Below are 22,946 nucleotides of genomic sequence, written 5' to 3' on the forward strand. Positions count from 1 at the left end.
GCCACCGGATTCAGCTACCGCGCGCAGCGCGGCAATCTCGGGGAGCGGGCGCCAGCTCAGGAGCTCGTAGTAGCGCCACATCAGTTCGTCCGAGATCGACATGATCTTGCCGAACATTTCGTTCGGCGGCTCCTGGACGCCGATGTAGTTGCCCAGTGATTTGGACATCTTCTGCACACCGTCCAGCCCCTCAAGGATCGGCATGGTCAGAATCACCTGGGATGGCTGACCGTATTGCTTCTGCAATTCGCGCCCCACCAGCAGGTTGAACTTCTGGTCCGTCCCGCCGAGTTCCACGTCCGCCCGTAGCACGACCGAGTCGTACCCCTGGATCAACGGATATAGGAACTCGTGGATCGCGATCGGCTGTTGAGCGACATAGCGCTTGTGGAAGTCGTCGCGCTCGAGCATGCGCGCCACCGTGTGCCGGGCCGCCAGTTGCACCATGCCCGCCGCGCCGATCCCATCCATCCAGGCCGAGTTGAAAACCACCTCGGTGCGCTCGGGGTCGAGGATCCGGAACACCTGCTCGCGATAGGTGGCCGCGTTCGCGACGATATCTTCCTCGGTCAGCGGCGGGCGTGTCGCGCTCTTGCCGGTCGGATCCCCGATCCGCCCGGTGAAATCGCCGATCAGGAACAGGATGTGATGCCCCAGATCCTGGAACTGCCGGAGCTTGTTAAGCAGCACCGTGTGTCCGAGGTGCAGATCCGGGGCCGTCGGGTCGAAGCCGGCCTTGATGCGCAGGGGCCGCCCCGAGGCGAGGCGCGTACGCAGATCCCCCTCAAGGAGGATCTCGTCAGCCCCGCGGCGGATGATCGCCATTTGCTCTTCCAGTTCCATGATTTAGTCTCTATAGTTGAAGCTGTACCGTAAGTGCGGGCGCCCGCATCACCCTACCGGGAAGAGTGGATTGACTGCGGCCGCCGGCATGGCTATCGTCGCGGCAGTGTCCGGGGAGGGGGATCGCATGTTGCGCAGTCGTGGCCGTATCTACATGGAAACCGGTGCCAACCGACTCAGCTTCCGCGAACCCCGGCGTCACAGGCGCATCCCACTATTGGTCTCCGTCCTGATGCTCGGCGGCCTGGGTCTGGGCTTCGCGGCCTACCTCGAACCCACCCAGACCGCGTCGGCCCCAGTGCAATCGGCGGATGATACCCTTCGCGCGCCGCTCGAGAGAACCCAGATCGAGATCGCGCCCCTGCCGGCACCCCTGGCAACGGTCGGCGAAGCGCCGGCCGGCGTGGTCAAGCTGCCCAGGGACATGTTCCCCGAAGCCGAGCACAACCACGGTTCATCCGAAGCGGCGCAGGCACCGCCCATCGAGCTCGCGCGCCCCCATGTCCCCGACGCGCCGGCACCGTTGTCACTGGGCATCGCCGCCGATGCGGCGCCGACTCCCGAGATCGCGGGTTCCGAGCCGGAACCGGCCTCTATGGACGATGGGCTGGCGTGGGAAGATTACGTGGTCGCCCCTGGCGACAGCCTTTCCGGAATCTTCAGCGAACTGGGCATCCACAGCCAGTTGCGGCCGGTGCTCGCGATCGGGGGCGACGCCGCGGACCTGAAGCGTCTGCATCCGGGCGAACGACTGCGCGCGGGAACCCGAGACGGTCAACTCGAAACGCTAATCTACGAACCCCGTGGGGACCACTTCGTCGAGATCACCCGGGATGCCACCGATGGCGAGTTCGTCGCCACCCGGCACGCGCACGAAGTCGAAACCCGGCGCCGGATGGTCCACGCGCTGATCGAACAGTCTCTGTTCCTCGACGGTTCCCGGGCCGGCCTGTCCGATGCCACGCTGGTGCAGATCGCCGACGTCTTCGGCTGGGACATCGATTTCGCCTGGGACATCCGCGAGGGTGACCGCCTGAGCGTGATTTATGAGCGGATCTACCGCGACGGGGAATACCTGCGCGACGGACCCGTGCTCGCGGCCGAGTTCCAGAACCGCGGCCGCACCCTGCGCGCGCTGCGCTACGCACCCGAGGGCCAGGGTCCCGATTACTTCACGCCGGATGGCGAGAGCATGCGCCAGGCCTTCATCCGGACCCCGGTGGACGTGGGCAGGATCAGTTCCCATTTCGGGCCGCGCCGCCACCCGATCCTCGGTTATACACGCCAGCACCAGGGCGTCGACTATGCCGCCCCCACCGGCACCCCGATCCGCGCAGCCGGCAACGGGCGGATCGTGCATCGCGGAAACCGGGGTGGCTACGGCAAGACCGTGGTCATCGACCACGGCAATAACCGCAAAACCTTGTACGCACACATGAACGGGTTCCGTTCGGGGCAGTCGGTCGGCTCGCGTGTGCGCCAGGGCGAGATCATCGGTTACGTCGGTATGACCGGACTCGCCACCGGCCCCCACCTTCACTACGAGTTCCACCTGCACGGGGAGCCGGTGAACCCGGTGACCGTTGACCTGCCCCGCGGGGATCCCCTGCCGAAGGGGCAGCTCGAGGCTTTCCGGAAAGAAACGGCACCGCTGCTGGCCGCAATCGACACGCTGCGCGAGACCCAGCTGGCGGAGGGCCCGCCGGGCGCCGGCAGCCACTAGTGTCGGAACTCTACCTCGGCCTGATTTCCGGCACGAGCCGTGACGGCATCGAGGCCGCCCTCGCCGTCGCACGAGGGCCGATCGGCTGGGAGGTCCGCGCTCACCGCCATCACCCCTACCCCGACGCGGTCGCCACCGAACTGACGCGCCTTACGCTGGCGGCGCGGGCTGGCTACCGGGAACTCGGCGAACTGGACGCGAAAATCGGCGAGGTGTTCGCCGAAGCCGCGATCGCACTGCTGCGAGAGGCATCCGTGAGCCGGGAACAGGTACGGGCGATCGGCAGCCACGGCCAGACGCTGCATCACGCCCCCGACGCCAGCCCTGCGTTCACCTGGCAGATCGGCGACCCGTTCCGCATCGCCGAGCGCACCGGCATCGACACCGTGGCCCTGTTCCGCCACCGCGACATCGCGGCCGGGGGCGAAGGCGCGCCGCTGGCCTGCGGTCTGCACGCCGCGTGCTTCAGTCACGACACCCGGGCACGAGCGGTGGTGAATATCGGCGGGATCAGCAACATCACCTGGCTGCGGCCCGGGCAGCCAGTGCTCGGCTACGACTGCGGCCCGGGCAACACGCTGCTCGACGCCTGGATTCGCAGACACCGGGGGCTGCTCTTCGACGCCGGCGGGCGCTGGGCGGCCGAGGGCCGCACCCACCCGGAGTTGCTCAAAGGGCTGCGGGAGGATCCGTTCTTCGCGGCCCCGCCCCCGAAGACCACCGGTCCGGAGTACTTTTCGCCGGACTGGCTGGCAGCGCGGCTGGCACGACTCGGGCCGCTCGCGCCCGCCGACGTCCAAGCGACGCTGACCGAGCTGACGGCCAGTACCATTGCCGATGCAGTGCATGCCGGGCGCCCGCGCGAACGCGCAAGCGAGGTGCTGATCTGCGGCGGCGGGGTCCGCAACGCCACGCTGGTGCGGCAACTGCAGCATCGGCTCGGTGACATCCCGGTGACCGAAACCGGCGCGCTGGGTCTGCCGGCGGAACAGGTGGAGGCCGCGGCCTTCGCGTGGCTGGCGCGGCAGACGATCGGCGCGCGTGCCGGAAACCTGCCGGAGGTGACCGGCGCATCCGGCCCGCGCATCCTCGGCTGCGTCATCCCCGGCCGTACCCCGCCACCTGTAGCGGTCCGCTAGATGCCCTGGTGCGCGGCGAGCACCCGCGGCCATGCGAAAGAAGCGCAGCGCGGAAGAGACCGAGGGCCATCATCTGCCGTACCCACGCCGGGCCTGCCGCGGGCACCGGGGCGGTGCGAACGCCGCAAGGCGGATGACGCTGCGCCCTTCCGCGCTACACGTTGCCCCCGAGACAAGCCGTGTGGATTCACGCCGGGCGCGCCTGCGGTGCGTTCGCGTGCAAGGCACGCTCCCCCACGGGTCGCGGGCATGGTCGCGACTTTCCCGCCGCCCCCAAACAGCAGGGGCCGGACGAGCGGTTAGCCGGTCCGGCCCCTGGGATCTCGCCTCTGAATTGAGGGGGAGGGGGGGAGGATCAGGGCGAGAAGCTGGAGCCGCAGCCGCAGGTGGTGGTCGCGTTCGGGTTGCGGATCACGAACTGGGCGCCTTCCAGTCCTTCCGTGTAGTCGATCTCGGCCCCCGCGAGGTACTGGAAGCTCATCGGATCGATCAGCAGGGTTACGCCGCCGTTCTCGACCACGGTGTCACCGTCACCAACGGTTTCGTCGAAGGTGAACCCGTACTGGAAACCCGAGCAGCCACCGCCACTGACGAACACGCGCAGCTTCAGGTTCGGGTTTTCCTCCTCGTCGATCAGGCTCTTCACCTTGGTTGCGGCCGCGTCGGTAAAGATCAGCGGACTCGGCATCTCGAAGTCGGCGTCGGCGCTGGCGGTCATCGTTTCGGCCATGATCAGGTCTCTCCTGTATGCATTCTGAGCATACGCTATGAAGTCCGATGGCGAGAGTCAAGAATACACGCTATCCGCGGCCAGCGACACCCGACGGAATCAGGGGAAGACCGGGGCCGCACCCAGCCCGGTCTCCTCCGGGATCCCGAACATCAGGTTCATGCCCTGCACTGCCTGCCCGGCGGCGCCCTTGACGAGGTTGTCGATCACCGAGAGCGCCACCAGCCGGCCCGATTCCACCGGCCGCGCCAGCGCGATGCGGCATACGTTCGTGCCGCGCACCGATGCAGTCTCCGGATGCGCTCCGGGGCCCAACACGTCCACGAACGGTTCATCCCGGTAGAACTCCTCGAACAGCGCCTGGAAGTCCCTCTCCGTACCGGCAGGGCGCACGTACAGGGTTGCATGAATCCCCCGGATCATCGGCACGAGATGCGGCTGGAACACCAGTCCGACCGGGCGCCCGGCGACCTCGGCCAGCGTCTGCCGGATCTCGGGCCAGTGCCGGTGACCGGCGCTCCCGTAAGCCTTGAAGTTCTCGCCGACCTCCGCGAACAGGCCGCCGACCTGGGCCTTGCGGCCGGCCCCGCTGACGCCGCTCTTCGCGTCCGCGATGATGTCGTCGGGATCGATCGCGCCGGCCTGCAGCAACGGCAGCAAGCCGAGACTGACCGCGGTCGGATAGCAGCCGGGCACCGCGAGCAGACGGGTCGACCGGATCCGCTCGCGGTTGAGTTCCGGCAACCCGTAGACCGCCTCGCCGAGCCACTGCGGCGCACCGTGCGGCTGCCCGTACCAGCGCGCCCAGAGTTCGGCATCGCGCAGCCGGAAATCCGCCGAAAGGTCGATCACGCGCACACCGGCGTCGAGCAGTGGCCCGGCCATCGCATGCGCAACACCATGCGGCGTGGCAAAGAACACCGCGTCGCATTGGTCCAGACGGGCCTGCGCCGGCTCGACGAAATCCAGATCGACCCTCCCGCGCAGGCTGGGGAACATTCCGGCGACCGCGGTACCCGCATCGCCGCGTGAAGTCACGGCCCGAATGCGCACCCCCGGGTGGTCCGCAAGCAGCCGCAGCAGCTCCACCCCGGTATACCCCGTCGCGCCGACAATACCGACTGAAATCATCGATGTCCCATGGATCTGGTCTCGTGGGCGGCGATGATACCCTGTCACGCCCGTTCGGAGCACCCGGGCGTTCACGCGCCCTGCCGATAGCGTGAACATCCAGCCACGGACGAACACGGAAATCACGGAAGATGAAACGGATTAAACCATTTTTCCGTGTCTGTCCGTGCTTTCCGTGACTCGCGTTTTCATTTTTCATGGGTGGCCTCTGGCCATGAAAGTTAGCGTGAAAATCCACCGGCCAATAATCTCATACCAATGATTCTTAACGATCTTTTCATGAATAGGGGTGCCTCGCGCCCGACGGCATGACAGTTAGCCCCGGGAACCCGACGGCCGTCCGCGGGTCTGGAGGAGCGGAAGGAGGGACCGTGACGTGGAGACAGGCGTGAAGCGCGTGACGCTTGCATCGGTCGCCGTGCTGGCGGCGCTTCTGGTCGTGGGACTGTCGGCCATCTGGCTGTCACGACCGGGACCGGCAGAGGCGTGGGTACCGGCACCGGCCTACCATGCCGAGGACATCGACGGCCATCCGCTGGAACTCGCCGAGCTCCTGGGGCGCCCCGTGCTGCTGTCGTTCTGGGCCACCACCTGCGTGACCTGCATCGACGAAATCCCGACGCTGATCGACCTCCATGCACGGCACGAGGCCCGTGGCCTCGCGCTGCTGGCGATCGCGCTCGGATACGACCGGCGCGAACGGATCCGGGGTGTCGTCGAGCACCTCGGAATCCCCTACGTGGTGATTCACGACACGCAGGACATGGCCGCCGAGGCCTTCGGCCCGATTCGCGGAACCCCGACCACCATCCTGATCTCGCCGGAGGGGCGGGTCGCCTACCGCGCGCTCGGGCACCCGGACTTCGACCGGATCGAGCGCCTGCTCGAACGCTGGCGGTCCTGAGATACCCACCCCGCTGGTACGGGGCGGATCAGTTCTTGCCGGCCCGCACCAGCCCCCCGAGGCCCGCCTGCACCAGCGCGTTGTTGAGCAGCGATCGGATCTGACCGGGGTTCTCGAGCAAACGGCACTGTGCAAGCAGTGCCTCGGCCCGATCGGTGGAGAAGCTGCGGATCACCCACTTGACCCGCGCAATCGCCGAGACGCTGACGCTCAGACTGTCGATGCCCATGCCGAGCAGCAGGATGATCGCGGCCGGATCCGAAGCCATCTCGCCGCAAACGCTGACTGGCTTCCCGGCACGGCGAGCACCCTCGGCGATCAGCTCGAGCGCCCGGATCGATGCGGGATGCAGGGTGTCGTACAGGTTGGCGACCCGAGCGTTGTTCCGGTCGACCGCGAGCAGGTACTGAACGAGGTCGTTGGTACCCACCGACAGGAAGTCAACCCGGCGCGCCAGCGTCTCGACCAGATACACCGCGGCCGGCACCTCGACCATCGCCCCGACCCGCGGCATCGGAATCAGGAAGCCCTCGTCGAGGAGCTCGTCCCGCGCGCGGTTGAGCAGGACCAGCGCCTCCTTTAGCTCCTCCAGCGTGGTGATCATCGGGAACAGGATCTGGAGGTTCGGGTGCTCCCGGCTCGCCTTCAGCATCGCCCGCAGCTGGGTCAGGAAGATCTCGGGATGGTCCAGGGTCAGGCGGATCCCGCGCCAGCCCAGGAAAGGGTTGTCCTCCTGCACCGGGAAATAGGGCAGCGCCTTGTCTCCGCCCACATCCAGCGTGCGCAGCGTGACCGGCATCGGATCGAAGGACGCGAGGATCTGCCGGTAGATCTCGACCTGCTCCTCCTCACCGGGGAACCGGTCGCGGATCATGAACGGCACCTCGGTGCGATACAGCCCGACGCCCTCGGCCCCGGAATTCAATGAGGGCTTGATGTCTGCCAGCAGGCCGCTGTTCGCGAGCACCGGGACGGCCCGTCCGTCGCGGGTGGCAGCAGGCTCCAGCGCAAGCTCGCGCAACCCCTCCTCGAGTTCACGCTCCTCGCGCACCAGGCGCCGGAACTCCGCGCGCAGCTCAGGGCCGGGGTTCACATACAGCCGGCCCCGGTAGCCGTCCACCAGCACCTCGCGATCCTCGAGACGGCTGACCGGAAGGTCCGCCACACCCATCACCGCGGGTACGCTCAGAGCCCGCGCCAGGATCGCGATATGCGAGGAACCGGTTCCGCGCGCCGACACGATCGCACCGAGCCGCTCGATCGGAACCTCTGCGAGATGGGACGCCGTGAGATCCTCGCCGACCAGAATGCCGCCGTCCGGGAACTCCTGGTCGCTGCCCTCGTCGGGCAGCAAATGGGACAGCACCCTCCGGCCCAGGTCGCGGATGTCCGCGGCGCGCTCGCGCAGGTAAGCATCCTCCATGTCTTCGAACACGCGCACGCTCTCGCGCACGGTGTCGCGCAACGCCCCGGCCGCCCACTGCCCGGCCCGAATCCGGGCCTCGGTTCGATGCACCAGCGAGTCGGAGCCGAGCAGCATCAGGTAGGCATCGAAAAGGATCCGCTCCTCGGCCGGCAACACCTGTTCCGTGCGCCGTTTCAGATCCTCGATCTCGCCGCGCGTGGCCGTCACTGCCGCGGTGAAGCGTGCCAGTTCCTGGTCGATATCCCGGGCCTCCCGGTCCGGGATCGAGTCCAGCTGTGCCAGCCGGTACGCCACGACCGCCCGACCGATCGCGACTCCGGGTGCACCGGCGATCCCGGTGGCCTCGACGTTCACGTGGCTGATCTGCGGAGTCTCGCTCGCGATCTCGTCGGTGAACTCGGCCTGGGTGATCGCGCCGGCGAGCTGTGCGCCCAGCGTGATCAGGAAAGATACGTGCTCATCGTCGAACCGGCGGGCCTCGTGATGCTGCACCACCAGCACCCCGAGCAGCTTGCGCTGCTGGATGATCGGAACGCCCAGGAAGGACAGGAACCGCTCCTCGCCGGTCTCCGGGAAATACCGGTACCGCGGGTGGTCGGGGGCGTTCTCCAGGTTGATCGGCTCGGCGCGCGACGCGACCAGCCCCACCAGGCCCTCGGACACGTCCATCTCGACCTCGCCGACCGATTCCTCGCGCAGACCCTCGGAAGCCATCAGCACCAGCCGGCCGCTGCGGGGCGATTTCAGGTAGATGGAGCAGACGTCGATATCCAGCGCCGCACGTACCCTCGTGACGATGATGTGCAGCGCCTCGAAGAAATCCGCGGCACCATTGACCTCCTGCACCACCCGGCGCAGCACACCCAGCATCGACAGCGTCGCTGCCGTTGTCACGAACCCACCCGGCGCGGCGCCGCCGTACGCGGGCATCCGGGGTCACGCGCAAGTTCGGGAAACATCAGCGGCACGAGCTCGCACAGCGCGCGCCGGTAGACGTCGCGCTTGAAATAAACGACCTCGTGCACCGGCCGCCAGTAGTCGATCCAGCGCCAGGCATCGAACTCCGGCGGCTCGCCCAGATCGAGGCGGAAATCGGCGTCGGTCCCGGTCAACTGCAGCAGAAACCAGCGCTGTTTCTGCCCCACGCAGACCGGCCGGTGCCTGCGCCGAACCATGCGCGACGGCAGCCGGTAACGCAGCCAGTTGCGGGTCACCCCGAGGATGCGCACATGCTCCGGCAGCAGGCCGGTCTCCTCGCGCAATTCCCGGAACAGCGCATCCTCGGGCGCCTCATCCTGCCGGATGCCGCCCTGCGGGAACTGCCAGGCATCCTGGCCTACGCGCTTGCCCCAGAACAACTGCTGCTCGCCGTTACACAGGATGATGCCTACGTTGGGTCGGTAGCCATCACAATCAATCACTTGCATGAACCAGCTGGATCTTCGTTACCCGCATTGTTCCACAGGCACAGGGAATCGGCAAAACCCCCAGGAAACCGCGGCTCCGGACGGTCGCACTCGCGTGCCCGATCCCCGACACGTACAATCCTGAGCCGTCGAGACCACACCGGAATCCACTCAAGGCCATGCAACTCGCCATATTCGACCTGGACAACACGCTGCTCGCTGGCGACAGCGATCACGCCTGGGGAGAATTCCTCGCCGAGGTGGGCGCGGTGGATGCCGAGAGCTACACCCGCGCGAACGATGACTTCTATGCGCAATACCTGGCCGGAACGCTGGACATCTACGAGTTCTGCCGCTTCGTATTCCGCCCGCTGGCCCACCACCCGCTGGAGCAGCTGCAACGCTGGCGCGACGAATTCCTTCGCGAGCGGATCCAGCCGATGATCGCACCCGCTGCCGGCGAACTGCTGGAGCGGCACCGCGGCGCCGGAGATACGCTGCTGATCATCACCGCGACCAACAGCTTCGTCACCCGCCCGATCGCGGACATGCTCGGCGTGGAACACCTGCTCGCAACCGAGCCGGAGTTCCGGGAAGGACGCTACACCGGCGAACTGGACGGTATCCCCTGCTTCCAGGAAGGCAAGGTCGAGCGGCTGAAGCTCTGGCTGAACAAGCGCGGACAACCCGAGGACGTCATCGCCCGGGCGAGTTTTTACAGCGACTCTCGCAACGACATCCCGCTGCTCGAGCAGGTTCGGGAACCGGTCGCGGTGGACGCCGACCCGGTGCTGGCCGAGCACGCGCGCGGTCACGGCTGGCCGCAGATCTCGCTCCGTCAGCCCGTGGTCGTCCCGCGTTCCCAGGCCGGCTGACCGGACCGGCGCACCGGCCCGGCCCCAGCCATAGGAGGGGACCGGACCGCAGCCCTGCAGGGAGGAACCCGCCACATGCACCGCCCGACCATCGCCCTGACCATCGCCGGCTCCGACCCGGGTGGAGGGGCTGGCCTCCAGGCCGACCTGACCACCTTTACCCGCCTCGGCGTGCACGGTGCCACCGCGATCACCGCGATCACGGTGCAGGACACGCGCGACGTTGCAGACTTCGACGTGCTGCCGGCCCGGCGGCTTGCCGACCAGATCGAGATCACGCTGGCCGATCTGCCGGTAGCCGCGATCAAGATCGGTATGCTCGGCTCGGCGGAGAACGTCGAGACCGTCGCCGCGATCCTGGCCGCCCATCCGCACATCCCGGTGGTACTCGACCCGGTGATGGTGGCCGGCGGCGGCAGCGAACTGGCGACCCGGGCAGTGGTCGACCTGACCCGCGAACGCCTGCTGCCGCGCGCGACAGTGGTGACCCCGAACACCCCGGAAGCGGCGCGCCTCAGCGGGCACGACGACGCCAGGCGCTGGGGCGAGACCCTGCGGGCCCTTGGCGCACGCAACGTGCTAATCACCGGCGGCGACGCGCCGGCCGACGCGGAGGCCAACCGCCAGTCTTTGCCGCCGATCGTGAACGTGCTCTACCGGGAGGACGGGCACATGCGCCGCTTCGAACTGCCCCGGCTGCCACCGAGCTTCCACGGCTCGGGCTGCACCCTGGCCGCCGCGATCGCGGCCTTCCTCGCCCGGGGACGCGACCTCGAACCTGCGATCATCGAGGCCCAGGGATTCATGACCGAAGCGATCGCGACGGGCTATGCACCGGGCCGCGGCCAGCACGTGCCGAACCGCCTGTGCCCACAGGCCGGATGACGGATCCTACGACGAGGCCGCGCTTGCGCGGCCTCTACTTCGTGACCCCCGACCGGGCCTCTGGACGCATTGCGCTGGTCGCTGCCGCGCTGCGGGGCGGCGCCCGGATCATCCAGTACCGCGACAAGTCCGGAACCGGGATGGCTGGCCTTCCCGAGGCGCGGGAACTGCTCGCGCTCTGCCGGAAAGCCGGCGCGCTGTTGCTGATCAACGACGACATCGAACTCTGCCTGGCTGCCGGAGCCGATGGCGTCCATCTGGGCGAGGACGACGCCGGCATTGCCGACGCGCGGACCCGACTCGGGCCGAACCGCGTGATCGGGGCGTCGTGCTACAACGACCTCGACCGCGCGCGCCGGGCCCTTGCGGCCGGGGCGGACTACGTCGCGTTCGGCTCGGTCTACCCGTCCCCGACCAAGCCCGCCGCCCGTCGGGCGAATCCCGGTCTGCTGCGCGCGGCCCGCGGGGAACTGAGCGCCCCGATCTGCGCAATCGGTGGGATCACCCCGGACAACGCGGCGCCAATAATCGCCGCCGGTGCGGACATGATCGCAGTGATCCAGGCCATCTCGGAGGCCCCCAACCCCGAGGCCGCCGCCCGCGCGCTGCAGGCGCTGTTCGCCCAAACCGCCGCCCACACCACCCCGTAGGTCGTGGCCGAATGCAGACCATCCGGCGCTGGATGGTCTGCGGTGGGCCACCCTGCGGGATTTTCCGGGTTTGTGTTGCCGCGCCGGCGGACTACACTCCCGCATTTGCCGAACGCTCATCCCAAGAACAGGACAACCACCATGCAGGAATCCGAACGCCTCTTCGCCGCCGCCCAGGTCCACATCCCCGGCGGGGTGAACTCGCCGGTACGCGCATTCAAGGGTGTCGGCGGCACCCCGGTATTCATGGAACGTGCCGAAGGCGCCTACATGTACGACGCCGACGGCAAGCGCTACATTGACTACATCGGCTCCTGGGGCCCGATGGTCGCGGGACACGCGCACCCGCAGGTGATCGACGCGGTGCGCGAGGCCTGCCTGAGCGGCCTGTCGTTCGGCTGCCCGACCAGCCTCGAAGTCGCAATGGCGGACATGGTCTGCGATCTGGTCCCGTCGATCGACATGGTGCGCATGACCAGTTCCGGCACCGAGGCGACGATGAGCGCGATCCGCCTGGCCCGCGGCTTCACCGGGCGCGAGCGGATCGTGAAATTCGAGGGCAACTACCACGGCCACGGCGACGCGCTGCTGGTAAAGGCCGGCTCCGGCGCGCTGACGCTGGGCCAGCCGTCCTCTCCCGGGGTACCGGCCGCGCTGGCGATGCTCACGACCACGCTGAACTACAACGATGCCGACGGCGTGCGCGCCTGGTTCGCCGAGCATGGCGAAGAGACCGCCTGCGTGATCGTTGAACCGATCGCGGGCAACATGAACTGCATCCCGCCGCAGCCCGGTTTCCTCGAAACCCTGCGCAAGGTCTGCGACCAGTCCGGCGCCGTGCTCATCTTCGACGAGGTGATGACCGGCTTCCGGGTCGCGGCCGGCTGCGCCCAGGCGCTGTATGGCGTCGCCCCGGACATGACGACGCTGGGCAAGATCATCGGTGGCGGGATGCCGGTCGGGGCCTTCGGCGGCCGGCGCGAGATCATGGAGCACCTGGCCCCGGTCGGTCCCGTCTACCAGGCCGGCACGCTGTCCGGCAACCCGATCGCGATGACCGCCGGCCTGCAGACGCTCGAGATCCTGAGCCAACCCGGCTTTCACCAGGCGCTGGAGGCGAAGACGCAGCGGCTCGTCTCCGGCATCCTGGACGCGGCGCGCGAAGCCGGCGTGCCGATGACCGCGAACCAGGTGCCCGGCATGTTCGGCCTATTCTTCACCGACCAAACCGTGACCGACTACGCCCAGGCGACCCAGTGCGACCTGGCCGCGTTCAAACGCTTCTTCCACGGGATGCTGGATGCGGGCGTCTACCTCGCGCCCAGCGCCTTCGAGGCCGGCTTCCTGTCCAGCGCCCACAGCGACGCCGACATCGACCAGACCGTGTCGGCGGCCCGTGAGGTACTGAAAAGCCTCTGAGGTGAACCGAGCCGAGAGGGCCTCCCGCTCCCCTCTTCCGCAAGCGGGAGCGGGAAAAAGCCCTCCACCCGAAACGGGGCCGGGGCTCTGGGCGGGGCCCCATGCACACGCCCCACGCCCGGGCCGATAGAACTCGATGGGTGCCTTGCTGATCGATAGCGGTCCCCTGTTTCTATTGGCCGTCTTCCTGCTGCTGGGACTGGTGACCGGCATTCCCGCCGGAATGTTCGGCATCGGCGGCGGCCTGGTGCTGGTGCCGGCGCTGGTCTGGCTGTTCACCTGGATGGGCTTCGACAGCCAGTTCGTGGTGCAGGCCGCGATCGGGACTTCACTCGGGGCGATCGTGCCGACCGCGATGGCCTCGGCCCGCGGACACTGCCTGAAGGGCGGCGTACACGTACCCTCGGTGCGCCGCCTGCTCCTGCCGATCGTCGTCGGCGCGACGCTCGGCGCCTGGCTCGCGATCCAGATCGACGGCCGCGCGCTCGCGCGCATCTTCGGCGTATTCGAGATCGCGATCGCGCTGTGGCTGTTGGCAGCCGTCCGCCCGCCGACGCGACCCGAGGCCGGACGCGCGGTCTGGTTTGCAGCCGGTACCGGCATCGGTGCCGTCTCCGCTCTGATCGGCATCGCCGGCGGCACGCTCACCACGCCCTTCCTGCTCCGCCAGGGTCGGGCCATCCGCCAGGCGATCGGCTCGGCGGCCGCGCTGGGAATCCCGATCGCGATCGCCGGCAGCCTGGTCTACCTGTTGCCGGCACTGCTCGATCCCGCCCTGGAGGCACCGGCCTGGAGCCTCGGCTACCTGTACCTGCCGGCCGTCGCCGGGATCGCACTGGGTGCCGCGATCAGCGTGCGCGGTGGCGTCTGGCTCGCCCACCACCTGCCCGTGCTGATGCTGCGCCGAGCGTTCGCCGGCGTGCTGATGCTCGCTGGACTATACATGCTGCTGCGGTGAGGACTCCCGAGCTGCCGATGCCCGCGACTCAAGCGCGGCCGGCCGAGCCCCCGACCGCTCGCAAGCAGTGCTAACTGTCATGGCCAGCGGCCACCCCCGATGATGAAAGAGGCGTAGGGCGGAAAAGGCCGAAGGCCGTCATCCGCCAGCTGGCGCCCGGATTGCCGCAGGCGCCGGGGAGGCGCGAACGCCGTACGGCGGATGACGCTGCGCTATTCCGCCCTACAGGTCGCCCGGGACACGAGACAGGCGGTGACTTTCACGCTAGCTCGCCAGGCCGCGTTCGACGACGTCGGCGAGGTCTTTCGAAAGGCCCTTGCCGGCGAGCTCTTCGAGCGATGCCCGCATCCGCGCCGAGCGGGCTTCGTCCAGGCGCCGCCAGCGCGTCAGCGGTATCACGAGGCGCGCGGCCGTCTGCGGGTTCAGGGCGTCGAGACGCTCCAGGTAGCCGGCGATGCGCTGGTAACCTGCCCCGTCCACCCGGTGAAAGTGTCGGTGGTTCTGCGCCATGAACGGCCCCAGCACCGCGCGCACCCGGTTCGGGTTGGACCAGCGGAACCCGGGATGCTCGAGCAGGCGCTCGAGCCTTGCGAAGCCATCGCCCACCTGGCTTGCGGACTCCAGCGCGAACCACTTGTCCAGCACCAGCGGATCGTGGCGGTAGCGATGCTCGAGATCCGCCAGCAGCTCGCCGCGCACGCATTCCGCGCTCTCGTTCACCGCCGCCAGCGCGCCCATGGCCAGCGTCTGGCTGCGAGCCTCATGGTACTGCCGTGCCGCCTCTTGCAGCGCGCCCTCGGCGCCGGCGGCCACCCGAACCGCGAGCAGACGGTTCAACAGGCGCCGCTCGCCCATCGCTTCGGCGGTGAACGCGCCGTCGTCCCAGCGGGCCCGCTCCGGAGCGCGGGCCGAGAGACGCTCGGCCAAGGGCGCGAACAGCGACTGTTCGACCGCACGACGGGCCTGGTCGACGGCGACCGGGTCGGCCCGTTCGAAGCTCTCCATCAACTCGCGATGCGCAGGCAGCTCGAGCAGCGCCGCCAGCAGCACCGGTTCGACCGCGGAATCCTCGAGCAACGCCGCCATGGCCGTGGTCAGCGCCGCCTCCAGCGTGGGGTCCACGGCGTCCTCGACGCGCGCGATCACCGCCCGCCGCAGCAGCGTCTGCGCCGCATCCCAGCGGGCGAAGGCATCGTCATCGTTCGCGACCAGGTGCGCGAGTTCATCGGTGCCCTGCCCTGCCTCCAGCAACACCGGCGCCGAGAATCCACGCAGCCAGGACACCGCGGCCGGGGGCTCGCGAAGACCCCGGAGCTGGAACGACTGCTCGCCCGCGGTCAGCTCCAGCACCCACTCGGCGGCCTCGGGAGCACCGCCCAGCCGCGCGGACAGCCGCCGCCCGTCACGGCCGAGCAACGCGACGCGAACCGGCACCTGCAGCGGATCCTTCTCGTGCTGCCCGGGTGTCGGGGGCGTGCGCTGGGCGAGATCGAGCTGCAACACGCCGGCCTGTGCGTCAAAGCGCGTGCGCGCGGTCACCTGCGGAGTACCCGCCTGCGTGTACCAGCGCTGAAATTGCGCCAGGTCACGGCCCGAGACCTCGGCCATCACCGTGACGAAATCGTCGGTGGTCACCGCCTGGCCGTCGAAGCGCTGGAAATACCGGTCCAGCCCGCGCCGGAACGCGTCGCGCCCGATCAGGGTGCGCAGCATCCGGATCAGCTCGGCGCCCTTCTCGTACACGGTCATCGTGTAGAAGTTGTTGATCTCGGCGTAGCGATCGGGCCGCACCGGATGCGCCAGCGGACCGGCGTCCTCGGGGAACTGAAACGCGCGCAGACGCTGAACGTCATCGACGCGCTTCACGCCGAACAAGGTGCAGTCGGTCGTGAACTCCTGGTCGCGAAAGACCGTGAGTCCTTCCTTCAGCGATAGCTGGAACCAGTCCCGGCAGGTCACGCGGTTACCCGACCAGTTGTGGAAGTACTCGTGCGCGATCACGCTCTCGATGTGCACGTAGTCGTCGTCGGTGGCGGTGTCTGGGCTCGCGAGCACGTATTTCGCGTTGAACAGATTCAGGCCCTTGTTCTCCATCGCGCCCATGTTGAAGTCGTCGACCGCGACGATCATGTAGACGTCCAGGTCGTACTCGCGTCCGAACGCCTCCTCGTCGTAGCGCATCGCGCGCTGCAGCGAGGCCAGCGCGTGGGCGCAACGCTCGCGGTTGTGGTGCTCGACGTAGATCTCCAGCGCGACCTCGCGACCCGACCGGGTCGTGAACCGATCCGCGACACAGGCGAGATCGCCGGCGACCAGCGCGAACAGGTAGCTGGGCTTCGGGAACGGGTCTTCCCAAACCGCATAGTGGCGGCCTTCAGGCAGGCTGCCGGCATCGACGCGGTTGCCGTTGGCGAGCAGCACCGGATAGCGCGCGGCATCGGCCTCCAGGCGCACGCGGTAGCGGGTGAGCACGTCCGGCCGGTCCGGGAAATACGTGATGCGCCGGAAACCCTCGGGCTCGCACTGGGTGCAGAGGCTGCCGCCGGACACGTACAGGCCTTCCAGTGCGGTGTTCGCATCGGGCCGGATGCGCGTCTCGATCGCGATCTCGGCGACGTCGGGCAACCCGCTCAGCAACAGCCCTTCGCGGTCCTCCACGCAACCGCCGGGGGACGGCTCGGCGCCGTTCACCGCGATGCTCAGCCGCTGCAGATCCCGCCCATGGAGCCTGAGCGGCGCACCGGGCGCACTGCCGTCCCGGCGGCGCACCCGCAGCCGGGAGTGCGCGCGCGTATCCTCGGGATCGAGTTCGAACCGCAGTTCCAATGCCTCGACGCGCCAGTCGGGCGGCTGGTAGTCGCTCAGCAGGATCATCCTGGGTGTCGCATCCTTCATGCCGGGTTCCTTCGTCGTCAACGCGGATCATCGCGGATAGTGGTAATGGGCAACGCTGCGCCCCCGGGGTTCCCGGCAGCGACTCCTGCGGGCCCGCGGCAGGTCGCCCGCGGCGCTCGCGCATTCCGGGGCACATGATGCAACGCGATGCGCCGGCGTTCGACCTTTCCGTGGCCCGGGACCCGCGCGCCGGGCCGGAACGACGCACCCACGCGCGGCGCCCCGAGGTGGTGTCGGCGGCACCGCGCGCGGGTTAGCATAGCGGGATGGAATGGATCGACATCTGTGTGAATCTCACGCACGAGAGCTTCAAGCGCGACCGGGTCGCGGTGATCGAACGGGCGGCAGAGGCCGGCGTCCGCTGGCTGCTGGTCACCGGCGCGGACGAGACCGAGAGCCGCCGCTGCATCGAACTCGCGGAACAATACCCGGAGCGGATGCGCGCGACGCTCGGCGTACACCCGCATCACGCCAGCCAGTGGCGCGAGCAGACCGCGTACCGCTTCGAGGAAGACGCCTCGCACCCGCTGGTCGTTGCCATGGGCGAGATGGGGCTCGACTACTACCGCAACCACTCGACGCCGGCCCAGCAGCGCCGGGCATTCGAGGCACAGCTGGAGCTGGCCGTCGACCTCGGGTTTCCGGTCTTCCTGCACGAGCGCGAGGCGAGTCGCGAATTCGGCGACATTCTGCAGCGCTACCGGGACCGGCTGCCGGCGGCGGTCGTGCACTGTTTCACCAGCGACGCGGCCGCGCTGGACCGCTACCTGGAAATGGACTGCCATATCGGCATTACCGGCTGGGTCTGCGACGAGCGCCGCGGGCAAGATCTGCAGGAACTGGTTCCGCGGATTCCGGACAACCGGCTGCTGCTCGAAACCGACGCGCCCTACCTGCTGCCGCGCACGCTGCCGAAAGGGCTGCCGCACGGCCGGCGTAACGAGCCCGCGTTCCTGCCCCATGTCGGCGAGCACGTCGCCCGGCTTCGGGAAACCGCACCGCCTGCCCTTGCCGCGCAGACCAGCGCTAACGCCCGGGCCTTCTACGGCCTGCCCGACGTCGCCTCCGCGCAGCAAAGCACCGGCACCGGCTAACTGTCATGGCCCCCCGCCACCCTGCAAGATGAAAAGGCGAGCCACGGAAAGCACGGACAGACAGGGAAATAAGATTTGATCCGTTTTATCTTCCGTGATTTCCGTGGCTGTCATTTCACGCTAACTGCCATGGCTCCGGGCCACCCCGAACGATGAAAAAGGTTAGCCACGGATGCACACGGATAGGGTTTCAACCAAAAAACATCCGTGTGCATCCGTGGCAAAGAACGCCTTTCGCCCCTTGTCCGTGCCTTCCGTGGCTGTATTTTCACGTCAACGGGATCGCCCCGCTGGTGGCCTGCCAGCGGCGATCCCGGTGGACGAGCGCCAAGTGCATCCGCGGCAGCGGACAAATTGCGTGCGGGCGGCGAGAGCGCCATGCTGTTGCCTGGTACGGTCCACACGGAAACGAACGCATCATGACGCAGCAACAGCGCATCACCGAGAAACTCGAACGCCAATTCAACCCGGTACATTTGGAAGTGGTGAACGAGAGCCACATGCACAACGTGCCGCCGGGTTCCGAGTCGCATTTCAAGGTCACGATCGTCAGCGAGGCCTTCGCCGGCCAGAAACTCGTGGCCCGCCACCGGCTGGTGAACCAGGCGCTCGCCGAGGAGCTCGCCGGTGGGATCCACGCGCTGGCGCTGCACACGCTCGACCCGGACCAATGGTTCGAACGCGCCGGGAAGGTGGCCGCCTCCCCGCCCTGCCTGGGAGGCGGCAAGTCCTGAGTGCCCCAAGCGGCCACCCGGCGGCAGCACCGCCGGGGAACCCGCCTGCGCCCGGGTTTCTCCACTTGCTCGCGAGCCTCGAGCGGGGTCTCGGCTGCCGGGAACCGCTGAACCCGGAACCCGCGCTCGCGGCACTGCCCCCGGAACGGATCGCGGCCCACCGCCACGTGGTGTTCTGGTTGATCGACGGCTTTGCGCTCGACTACCTGGCCCACGCGCCCGCACTGCGGGCCGACCTCGGGCTGGAACTCGAGTCACTGTTCCCGAGCACCACGGCCACCGCCATCACCAGCGTGCTGACCGGCCTGAGCCCGGCACAACACGGCCTGCTGGGGTGGCGCACGTACCTGCCGGCGGGCAACGCGACCCTCACGGTCCTGCCGGGTCGGGAAACCGATGCCGCCGGGCGCTCCGTGGAACTAAGCCGGCAGCGGCTGGGGGAACGCATCCGCCCGCGGCTGCTGGCCGACCGGCTGGAGCGTGCCACTACCTTCGTGTCACCAGCCGCGATCGCGTACTCTGCCTACAACCGGCTGATGAGCGGAACGGCACGGGTGCTGGCGTACGAGCGCCTCGAACAACTGCCCGCGCTGATCGGCGCCCATGTCCGGGCCACCGCCAGGGCGCCGCATTACACCTACCTGTACTGGTCGCTCCTCGACCATCTCGGGCACGAACACGGGCCCGCCAGCGCCGAGGTCCGCGCACACCTCGGCGAGATCGACACCGTGTACCGTGCGCTGCGCGAGGCGCTGGCGGGCACCGACACCCTGCTGCTGACCAGCACCGACCACGGCATGCGCCCGGTGAGCCGGCGCCTGGACCTGCGCACGGCCGGTCCCGCCCGCGCCTGCCTGCGGCACCCGCTGACCGGCGAGCCGCGGGCAGCGCTGGCCCATGTCCGGTCCGGGCGGCACCGCCAGTTCCGGCGCGCCCTGCAGGACCATTTCGGGCCCCGGGTGGAGGTCGTATCGATGCAGGACTGGATCGATGCCGATGCCTTCGGCCCCGGAGCGCAGCATCCCGAATTGATTGCTCGCGCGGGCGACTACCTGCTGCTTCCGGACGACGACAGCTACCTCGTCGATCCCACCGGCGACGATCCCGGCCCGGTTTTCCACGGTGCACATGGCGGGCGGTCGCCGGCCGAGCGCCGGATTCCCCTGTGCCTGTGGACTTCCGGGGTGGCATAGGGGAACAGGCCCCACGCGCCCAGTCGCGGTAAAATGCCCGCCTGGACGCACGGCATGCGAGGCCCGCGATGAACGACATCACCGAAGAAACCTACAACAACGCGGCGCAGAAACTCATCGACCTGGCGAACACGCTCTCCTCGGACGGCCATTCCCCGGATGTCAACGAGGTCGCCGATGGCCTGCTGGCCGGTGCCATCCACTTCTGGCTGTACAGCCGGCAGCCCTGCGGCGACGCCTTCTGCGAGTCCTGCGCGCCGTTCAGCGACCCGGAGAGCCGCCTGGCGGTATTGCGCGAACTGGTCGATGAACTCAGCCGGGACAGCGAATACTTCCACTCGGCGACCGATACCCCGGCCGGGCACGCCTGACCGTCAGTCGGAAGGCGCTCCCGGCTCCACGCCCCCGAACAGACCGTCCAGTCCGGCTTGCGCGAGCTTGCGCTCCGCGAGCTGCACCGCGTCGGCCAGCGCGCGTTCCGGCGGCTGGCCGGAAACCAGCGCGTGGATCAGGCCGGCGTTGAAGCTGTCGCCCGCGCCGACGCTGTCGCGGACCACGACACCAGGCGATGCCGGGCACCGGGTGACCTCCGAACGGTGCGCCAACCACGCGCCGCGTCGCCCCCACGTCAGCGTCTGCACCGCATCGGGGCGCTCGCGCGCGGCCTCGGCGATGAAACGTTCCGGCTCACCGCCCGTAACCCAGCCCCGGGAAAACATCAGGACATCCGCCAGCGGCAGCGCCGCCGCCAGCCCGTCGCGCGGCTTCTCCAGTTCCAGCGAAAGCGGCTGGTCGGTCGCCGCTGCCCGCGCGGCGCGCAGCATCGCCGGCAGTTCCACCGGGTTGCGGCCCTCGAAATGGAACCAGTCGTAGCCGGAGAGTTCCAGGCGCCGGAAATCCGCGGCTTCGAACTCCGGCAGGTCGCGGTAGTGCACGATAGTGCGGCTGCCGGTGGCTCGCGAACGCAGGATATGCGAGGTCGGCGTGTGCCCGCGCCGACGCACGCAAGCGTCGGTATACACCCCGCGTTGCTGCAGCGCCCGCAACAGGCCGTCCCCTTCCGGGCCTTGCGCGACCACCGCAGCCAGCTCGACCCGGTGACCGGCCTGCGTGAGCAGCGTCGCGGTATTGGCGGCGTTGCCGCCTGGCTGGCTGCTGCTCGCGAGCGCACGGATCTCGGCATCCTCCGGCGGGTACTCGGCCACGTCCAGCGTGTGATCGAGCGTAACGATGCCGGTGACGAGAATGCGTGCCAATATCTGCTCCAAGCCGGGAGTCCTGCGCATTCTAGCGGGAACATCGGCATTTCGAAGCCGTCGCCGTACAATGCAGGGAAGCCACAACGTCCGGGGTGAACGATGGCGGGGTACGAATCGGCGCAGGCAGCAGAACAGGCGTTCTACCAGGCCTTCGAGGCAGGCAGCATGTCCCTGATGACCAGCGTCTGGGCCGACGACCCGGACATCGTCTGCGTCCATCCCGGCGGCGAGCGGCTGCAGGGACGCGAGGCGGTGCTGGAGAGCTGGGCCGAGATTCTCGCCGCGATGCAGGACGTGGTAATCCGCGCCACCGACGTGGTCGTGCTCGGGCACGGCCAGCTGGTGCTGCACCATGTTCGCGAGCAGTTGTTCGTCGACGGGCAGCGCCGCGGCGTGATCCTGGCCACCAACGCCTACCGCCAGACCGCCGAGGGATGGCAGATGGTGCTGCACCACGGCGCGCCCGATCCGTCGCCGCCGCCGGCGCTCGAATCCGCGGGTCTGCACTGAACGCACCCCGGATAGGACCGTTGTCCCGGGGAAGCGCTGAGCGATCCACCGGGTCAGTGCGACCGGCGTTCCCCGAACCTGAGAGAAGCGTAGGGCGAAACAGGTCGAAGGCCGTCATCCGCCCTACGCGTCCGTATCGGCCGTGCCTACTCCGGTTCGATGAGTTCCAAGCGCTGTTCGATGCGATCGATTCTGGCCCGCAGGGACTGCAGTTGATCAAAGGCTCTGGGGGGCGACACGACCAGCGAAGCGAGGTGCTGCTCCTGCGCCGTCATGCGTGTTTCGAGGTGCTCCACCCGCTCGCGTAGGTCATCAAGCTTGCCGTCCATCAGACGCAACTGCCCGAGAGCCAGGTTGTCGGGTTCGCTCATCCCGCTCTCTCTCCACGCTCACGCTACTACGAACCCTCGGTGCGGACCATGGATGACGTCTCGGGGGCGTCGGGACGCCCGCTCTCGGTGGGCGGGTCAGGCCTGCTCGTCCCGCCGCGTCTGTAACGGACAGAGATCGGGGCGCCGGGCCTGCAGCGCTTCGCAGGCCGCGCGGACCGCGTCGCGAACGCGCTGGTTGCGGCCCTGCAGCACGATGGTCGCGACTTCCTGGTAGAGCGGGTCCCGGATCCGGAACAGTTCCTCGAGGCGCTGGCGCGGGTCACCCGCGGCGTTCAGCAACGGCCGGCGGCGGCTCTTGCGCGTGCGCCGGAACTGCTCGGCCACCGGCACGCGCAGGTAGAGCACGCAGTGCTGTTTCAGGAGTTCGCGGTTCTCCGGCCGCATCACGACCCCGCCGCCGGTCGCGAGCACGATGTTCTCGCGTTCGAGCAGTTCCCGCAGCATCTCGGTCTCGCGCTGGCGGAAGCCCTCCTCGCCTTCGAACTCGAAGATCGTCGGGATATCGACCCCCGTGCGCCTTTCGATCTCCGCGTCCGCGTCGACGAAACTGCGCTTCAGCACGGCCGCCAGGCCGCGCGCGATCGTGCTTTTCCCGGCCCCCATCGGACCCACCAACACCACGTTCTCCATGGCGCGCAAGCCTACGCCGGGAACAGCGTGTTGGAAAGCCACAGCCGCGCCCCTATGCACGATGGCATCGCCGCAGCGCCGAATACGGCCAGTCCCAGGAGCTCGACCACGAGTGCCGATACCCAGCTGGGCCTTCCGATCCCCATCAGA

At 68.4% G+C, this 22,946-nt stretch carries 22 protein-coding genes and 1 pseudogene (1 of these 23 running past the window's edge); 13 read left to right on the forward strand and 10 right to left on the reverse strand.

Annotation, left to right across the window (positions count from 1 at the left end):
* Positions 1–843 carry the 5' portion of a tyrosine--tRNA ligase gene (gene tyrS, locus TVNIR_RS16310; RefSeq protein ID WP_015260177.1) on the reverse strand. 357 nt of this gene lie to the left of the window's left edge, so the window shows 843 of its 1,200 coding nt (coding positions 1–843); the start codon lies at positions 841–843; its stop codon lies beyond the left edge, outside the window.
* 127 nt (positions 844–970) lie between these two features.
* On the opposite strand from tyrS, the gene TVNIR_RS16315 reads away from it, so the two are divergent.
* Both TVNIR_RS16315 and TVNIR_RS16320 read left to right on the forward strand, forming a co-directional pair.
* A complete protein-coding gene (locus TVNIR_RS16315; protein ID WP_157092298.1) occupies positions 971–2,566 on the forward strand; it encodes a peptidoglycan DD-metalloendopeptidase family protein in 1,596 nt (531 codons plus the stop codon).
* Positions 2,566–3,705, forward strand: a complete 1,140-nt coding sequence (locus tag TVNIR_RS16320) for an anhydro-N-acetylmuramic acid kinase (RefSeq protein WP_015260179.1) — start codon at positions 2,566–2,568, stop codon at positions 3,703–3,705. Before TVNIR_RS16315 ends, TVNIR_RS16320 begins: the two co-directional genes overlap by 1 nt.
* A gap of 355 nt (positions 3,706–4,060) precedes the next feature.
* On the opposite strand, the gene erpA is transcribed toward TVNIR_RS16320, so the two are convergent.
* Together erpA and argC are read right to left on the reverse strand one after the other, a co-directional pair.
* Complete coding sequence (erpA, locus tag TVNIR_RS16325; RefSeq protein WP_015260180.1) at positions 4,061–4,435, reverse strand: iron-sulfur cluster insertion protein ErpA; 375 nt, start codon at positions 4,433–4,435, stop codon at positions 4,061–4,063.
* A 99-nt stretch (positions 4,436–4,534) separates the two neighbouring features.
* Complete coding sequence (gene argC, locus TVNIR_RS16330; RefSeq protein WP_043739857.1) at positions 4,535–5,566, reverse strand: N-acetyl-gamma-glutamyl-phosphate reductase; 1,032 nt, start codon at positions 5,564–5,566, stop codon at positions 4,535–4,537.
* A 376-nt stretch (positions 5,567–5,942) separates the two neighbouring features.
* Here argC and TVNIR_RS16335 point away from each other — a divergent pair, with 376 nt between their 5' ends.
* A complete protein-coding gene (locus TVNIR_RS16335; protein WP_052316650.1) occupies positions 5,943–6,470 on the forward strand; it encodes a TlpA family protein disulfide reductase in 528 nt (175 codons plus the stop codon).
* Between the two features lie 28 nt (positions 6,471–6,498).
* Here the strand turns inward: TVNIR_RS16335 and ptsP are convergent, their stop codons facing one another.
* Both ptsP and TVNIR_RS16345 read right to left on the reverse strand, forming a co-directional pair.
* On the reverse strand, positions 6,499–8,766 hold the full coding sequence (gene ptsP, locus TVNIR_RS16340) for a phosphoenolpyruvate--protein phosphotransferase (RefSeq protein WP_043740819.1): 2,268 nt from the start codon (positions 8,764–8,766) through the stop codon (positions 6,499–6,501).
* Positions 8,767–8,786: 20 nt separating this feature from the next.
* Positions 8,787–9,323 carry an RNA pyrophosphohydrolase gene (locus TVNIR_RS16345; protein WP_015260184.1) on the reverse strand — a complete coding sequence of 179 codons (537 nt, stop codon included), beginning with the start codon at positions 9,321–9,323 and terminating at the stop codon, positions 8,787–8,789.
* A gap of 158 nt (positions 9,324–9,481) precedes the next feature.
* Here TVNIR_RS16345 and TVNIR_RS16350 point away from each other — a divergent pair, with 158 nt between their 5' ends.
* The 5 genes from TVNIR_RS16350 (at position 9,482) to TVNIR_RS16370 (ending at position 14,089) form a co-directional block, all read left to right on the forward strand.
* Positions 9,482–10,177 (forward strand): histidinol-phosphatase, encoded by a 696-nt coding sequence (locus TVNIR_RS16350; RefSeq protein WP_015260185.1) that lies wholly within the window; start codon positions 9,482–9,484, stop codon positions 10,175–10,177.
* 75 nt (positions 10,178–10,252) lie between these two features.
* Positions 10,253–11,062 carry a bifunctional hydroxymethylpyrimidine kinase/phosphomethylpyrimidine kinase gene (gene thiD, locus TVNIR_RS16355; protein WP_015260187.1) on the forward strand — a complete coding sequence of 270 codons (810 nt, stop codon included), beginning with the start codon at positions 10,253–10,255 and terminating at the stop codon, positions 11,060–11,062.
* A complete protein-coding gene (gene thiE, locus TVNIR_RS16360; RefSeq protein WP_043739858.1) occupies positions 11,059–11,712 on the forward strand; it encodes a thiamine phosphate synthase in 654 nt (217 codons plus the stop codon). Before thiD ends, thiE begins: the two co-directional genes overlap by 4 nt.
* A gap of 141 nt (positions 11,713–11,853) precedes the next feature.
* A complete protein-coding gene (gene hemL / locus TVNIR_RS16365; protein ID WP_015260189.1) occupies positions 11,854–13,131 on the forward strand; it encodes a glutamate-1-semialdehyde 2,1-aminomutase in 1,278 nt (425 codons plus the stop codon).
* 136 nt (positions 13,132–13,267) lie between these two features.
* Positions 13,268–14,089, forward strand: a complete 822-nt coding sequence (locus TVNIR_RS16370; RefSeq protein WP_015260190.1) for a sulfite exporter TauE/SafE family protein — start codon at positions 13,268–13,270, stop codon at positions 14,087–14,089.
* 70 nt (positions 14,090–14,159) lie between these two features.
* On the opposite strand, the pseudogene TVNIR_RS20860 reads toward TVNIR_RS16370, so the two are convergent.
* Both TVNIR_RS20860 and pepN read right to left on the reverse strand, forming a co-directional pair.
* Positions 14,160–14,352: pseudogene (locus TVNIR_RS20860) on the reverse strand (hypothetical protein).
* Between the two features lies 1 nt (position 14,353).
* Positions 14,354–16,984 carry an aminopeptidase N gene (gene pepN, locus TVNIR_RS16375; protein WP_043739860.1) on the reverse strand — a complete coding sequence of 877 codons (2,631 nt, stop codon included), beginning with the start codon at positions 16,982–16,984 and terminating at the stop codon, positions 14,354–14,356.
* 266 nt (positions 16,985–17,250) lie between these two features.
* On the opposite strand from pepN, the gene TVNIR_RS16380 reads away from it, so the two are divergent.
* From TVNIR_RS16380 to TVNIR_RS16395, 4 genes are all read left to right on the forward strand, one after another.
* The gene (locus TVNIR_RS16380) at positions 17,251–18,078 is read left to right on the forward strand and encodes a TatD family hydrolase (RefSeq protein WP_015260193.1); all 828 of its coding nucleotides are present in this window, start codon (positions 17,251–17,253) and stop codon (positions 18,076–18,078) included.
* 419 nt (positions 18,079–18,497) lie between these two features.
* On the forward strand, positions 18,498–18,812 hold the full coding sequence (locus TVNIR_RS16385; RefSeq protein ID WP_015260194.1) for a BolA family protein: 315 nt from the start codon (positions 18,498–18,500) through the stop codon (positions 18,810–18,812).
* Positions 18,813–18,877: 65 nt separating this feature from the next.
* Positions 18,878–20,005 carry an alkaline phosphatase family protein gene (locus TVNIR_RS16390; RefSeq protein WP_015260195.1) on the forward strand — a complete coding sequence of 376 codons (1,128 nt, stop codon included), beginning with the start codon at positions 18,878–18,880 and terminating at the stop codon, positions 20,003–20,005.
* Positions 20,006–20,073: 68 nt separating this feature from the next.
* Positions 20,074–20,376, forward strand: a complete 303-nt coding sequence (locus tag TVNIR_RS16395; RefSeq protein ID WP_015260196.1) for a hypothetical protein — start codon at positions 20,074–20,076, stop codon at positions 20,374–20,376.
* A 3-nt stretch (positions 20,377–20,379) separates the two neighbouring features.
* On the opposite strand, the gene TVNIR_RS16400 is transcribed toward TVNIR_RS16395, so the two are convergent.
* Positions 20,380–21,261 carry a PfkB family carbohydrate kinase gene (locus tag TVNIR_RS16400; protein WP_015260197.1) on the reverse strand — a complete coding sequence of 294 codons (882 nt, stop codon included), beginning with the start codon at positions 21,259–21,261 and terminating at the stop codon, positions 20,380–20,382.
* Positions 21,262–21,363: 102 nt separating this feature from the next.
* Here TVNIR_RS16400 and TVNIR_RS16405 point away from each other — a divergent pair, with 102 nt between their 5' ends.
* On the forward strand, positions 21,364–21,774 hold the full coding sequence (locus TVNIR_RS16405; protein ID WP_006747114.1) for a YybH family protein: 411 nt from the start codon (positions 21,364–21,366) through the stop codon (positions 21,772–21,774).
* Between the two features lie 146 nt (positions 21,775–21,920).
* On the opposite strand, the gene TVNIR_RS16410 is transcribed toward TVNIR_RS16405, so the two are convergent.
* Both TVNIR_RS16410 and TVNIR_RS16415 read right to left on the reverse strand, forming a co-directional pair.
* The gene (locus TVNIR_RS16410) at positions 21,921–22,145 is read right to left on the reverse strand and encodes a hypothetical protein (protein ID WP_015260198.1); all 225 of its coding nucleotides are present in this window, start codon (positions 22,143–22,145) and stop codon (positions 21,921–21,923) included.
* A 96-nt stretch (positions 22,146–22,241) separates the two neighbouring features.
* On the reverse strand, positions 22,242–22,796 hold the full coding sequence (locus TVNIR_RS16415) for a shikimate kinase (RefSeq protein WP_015260199.1): 555 nt from the start codon (positions 22,794–22,796) through the stop codon (positions 22,242–22,244).
* Between the last annotated feature and the right edge of the window lie 150 nt (positions 22,797–22,946).

Origin of the sequence: Thioalkalivibrio nitratireducens DSM 14787 (assembly GCF_000321415.2) — a bacterium.
GTDB lineage: Bacteria > Pseudomonadota > Gammaproteobacteria > Ectothiorhodospirales > Ectothiorhodospiraceae > Thioalkalivibrio > Thioalkalivibrio nitratireducens.

Excerpts from the sequence above, each read along its gene's own strand:
- TVNIR_RS16315 (WP_157092298.1), top strand. The coding sequence starts at position 971 with ATGTTGCGCAGTCGTGGCCGTATCTACATGGAAACCGGTGCCAACCGA.
- erpA (WP_015260180.1), bottom strand. The coding sequence starts at position 4,435 with ATGGCCGAAACGATGACCGCCAGCGCCGACGCCGACTTCGAGATGCCG.
- argC (WP_043739857.1), bottom strand. The coding sequence starts at position 5,566 with ATGATTTCAGTCGGTATTGTCGGCGCGACGGGGTATACCGGGGTGGAG.
- ptsP (WP_043740819.1), bottom strand. The coding sequence starts at position 8,766 with ATGCTGGGTGTGCTGCGCCGGGTGGTGCAGGAGGTCAATGGTGCCGCG.
- TVNIR_RS16345 (WP_015260184.1), bottom strand. The coding sequence starts at position 9,323 with ATGCAAGTGATTGATTGTGATGGCTACCGACCCAACGTAGGCATCATC.
- TVNIR_RS16350 (WP_015260185.1), top strand. The coding sequence starts at position 9,482 with ATGCAACTCGCCATATTCGACCTGGACAACACGCTGCTCGCTGGCGAC.
- thiD (WP_015260187.1), top strand. The coding sequence starts at position 10,253 with ATGCACCGCCCGACCATCGCCCTGACCATCGCCGGCTCCGACCCGGGT.
- thiE (WP_043739858.1), top strand. The coding sequence starts at position 11,059 with ATGACGGATCCTACGACGAGGCCGCGCTTGCGCGGCCTCTACTTCGTG.
- hemL (WP_015260189.1), top strand. The coding sequence starts at position 11,854 with ATGCAGGAATCCGAACGCCTCTTCGCCGCCGCCCAGGTCCACATCCCC.
- TVNIR_RS16370 (WP_015260190.1), top strand. The coding sequence starts at position 13,268 with ATGGGTGCCTTGCTGATCGATAGCGGTCCCCTGTTTCTATTGGCCGTC.
- pepN (WP_043739860.1), bottom strand. The coding sequence starts at position 16,984 with ATGAAGGATGCGACACCCAGGATGATCCTGCTGAGCGACTACCAGCCG.
- TVNIR_RS16380 (WP_015260193.1), top strand. The coding sequence starts at position 17,251 with ATGGAATGGATCGACATCTGTGTGAATCTCACGCACGAGAGCTTCAAG.
- TVNIR_RS16385 (WP_015260194.1), top strand. The coding sequence starts at position 18,498 with ATGACGCAGCAACAGCGCATCACCGAGAAACTCGAACGCCAATTCAAC.
- TVNIR_RS16395 (WP_015260196.1), top strand. The coding sequence starts at position 20,074 with ATGAACGACATCACCGAAGAAACCTACAACAACGCGGCGCAGAAACTC.
- TVNIR_RS16405 (WP_006747114.1), top strand. The coding sequence starts at position 21,364 with ATGGCGGGGTACGAATCGGCGCAGGCAGCAGAACAGGCGTTCTACCAG.
- TVNIR_RS16410 (WP_015260198.1), bottom strand. The coding sequence starts at position 22,145 with ATGAGCGAACCCGACAACCTGGCTCTCGGGCAGTTGCGTCTGATGGAC.
- TVNIR_RS16415 (WP_015260199.1), bottom strand. The coding sequence starts at position 22,796 with ATGGAGAACGTGGTGTTGGTGGGTCCGATGGGGGCCGGGAAAAGCACG.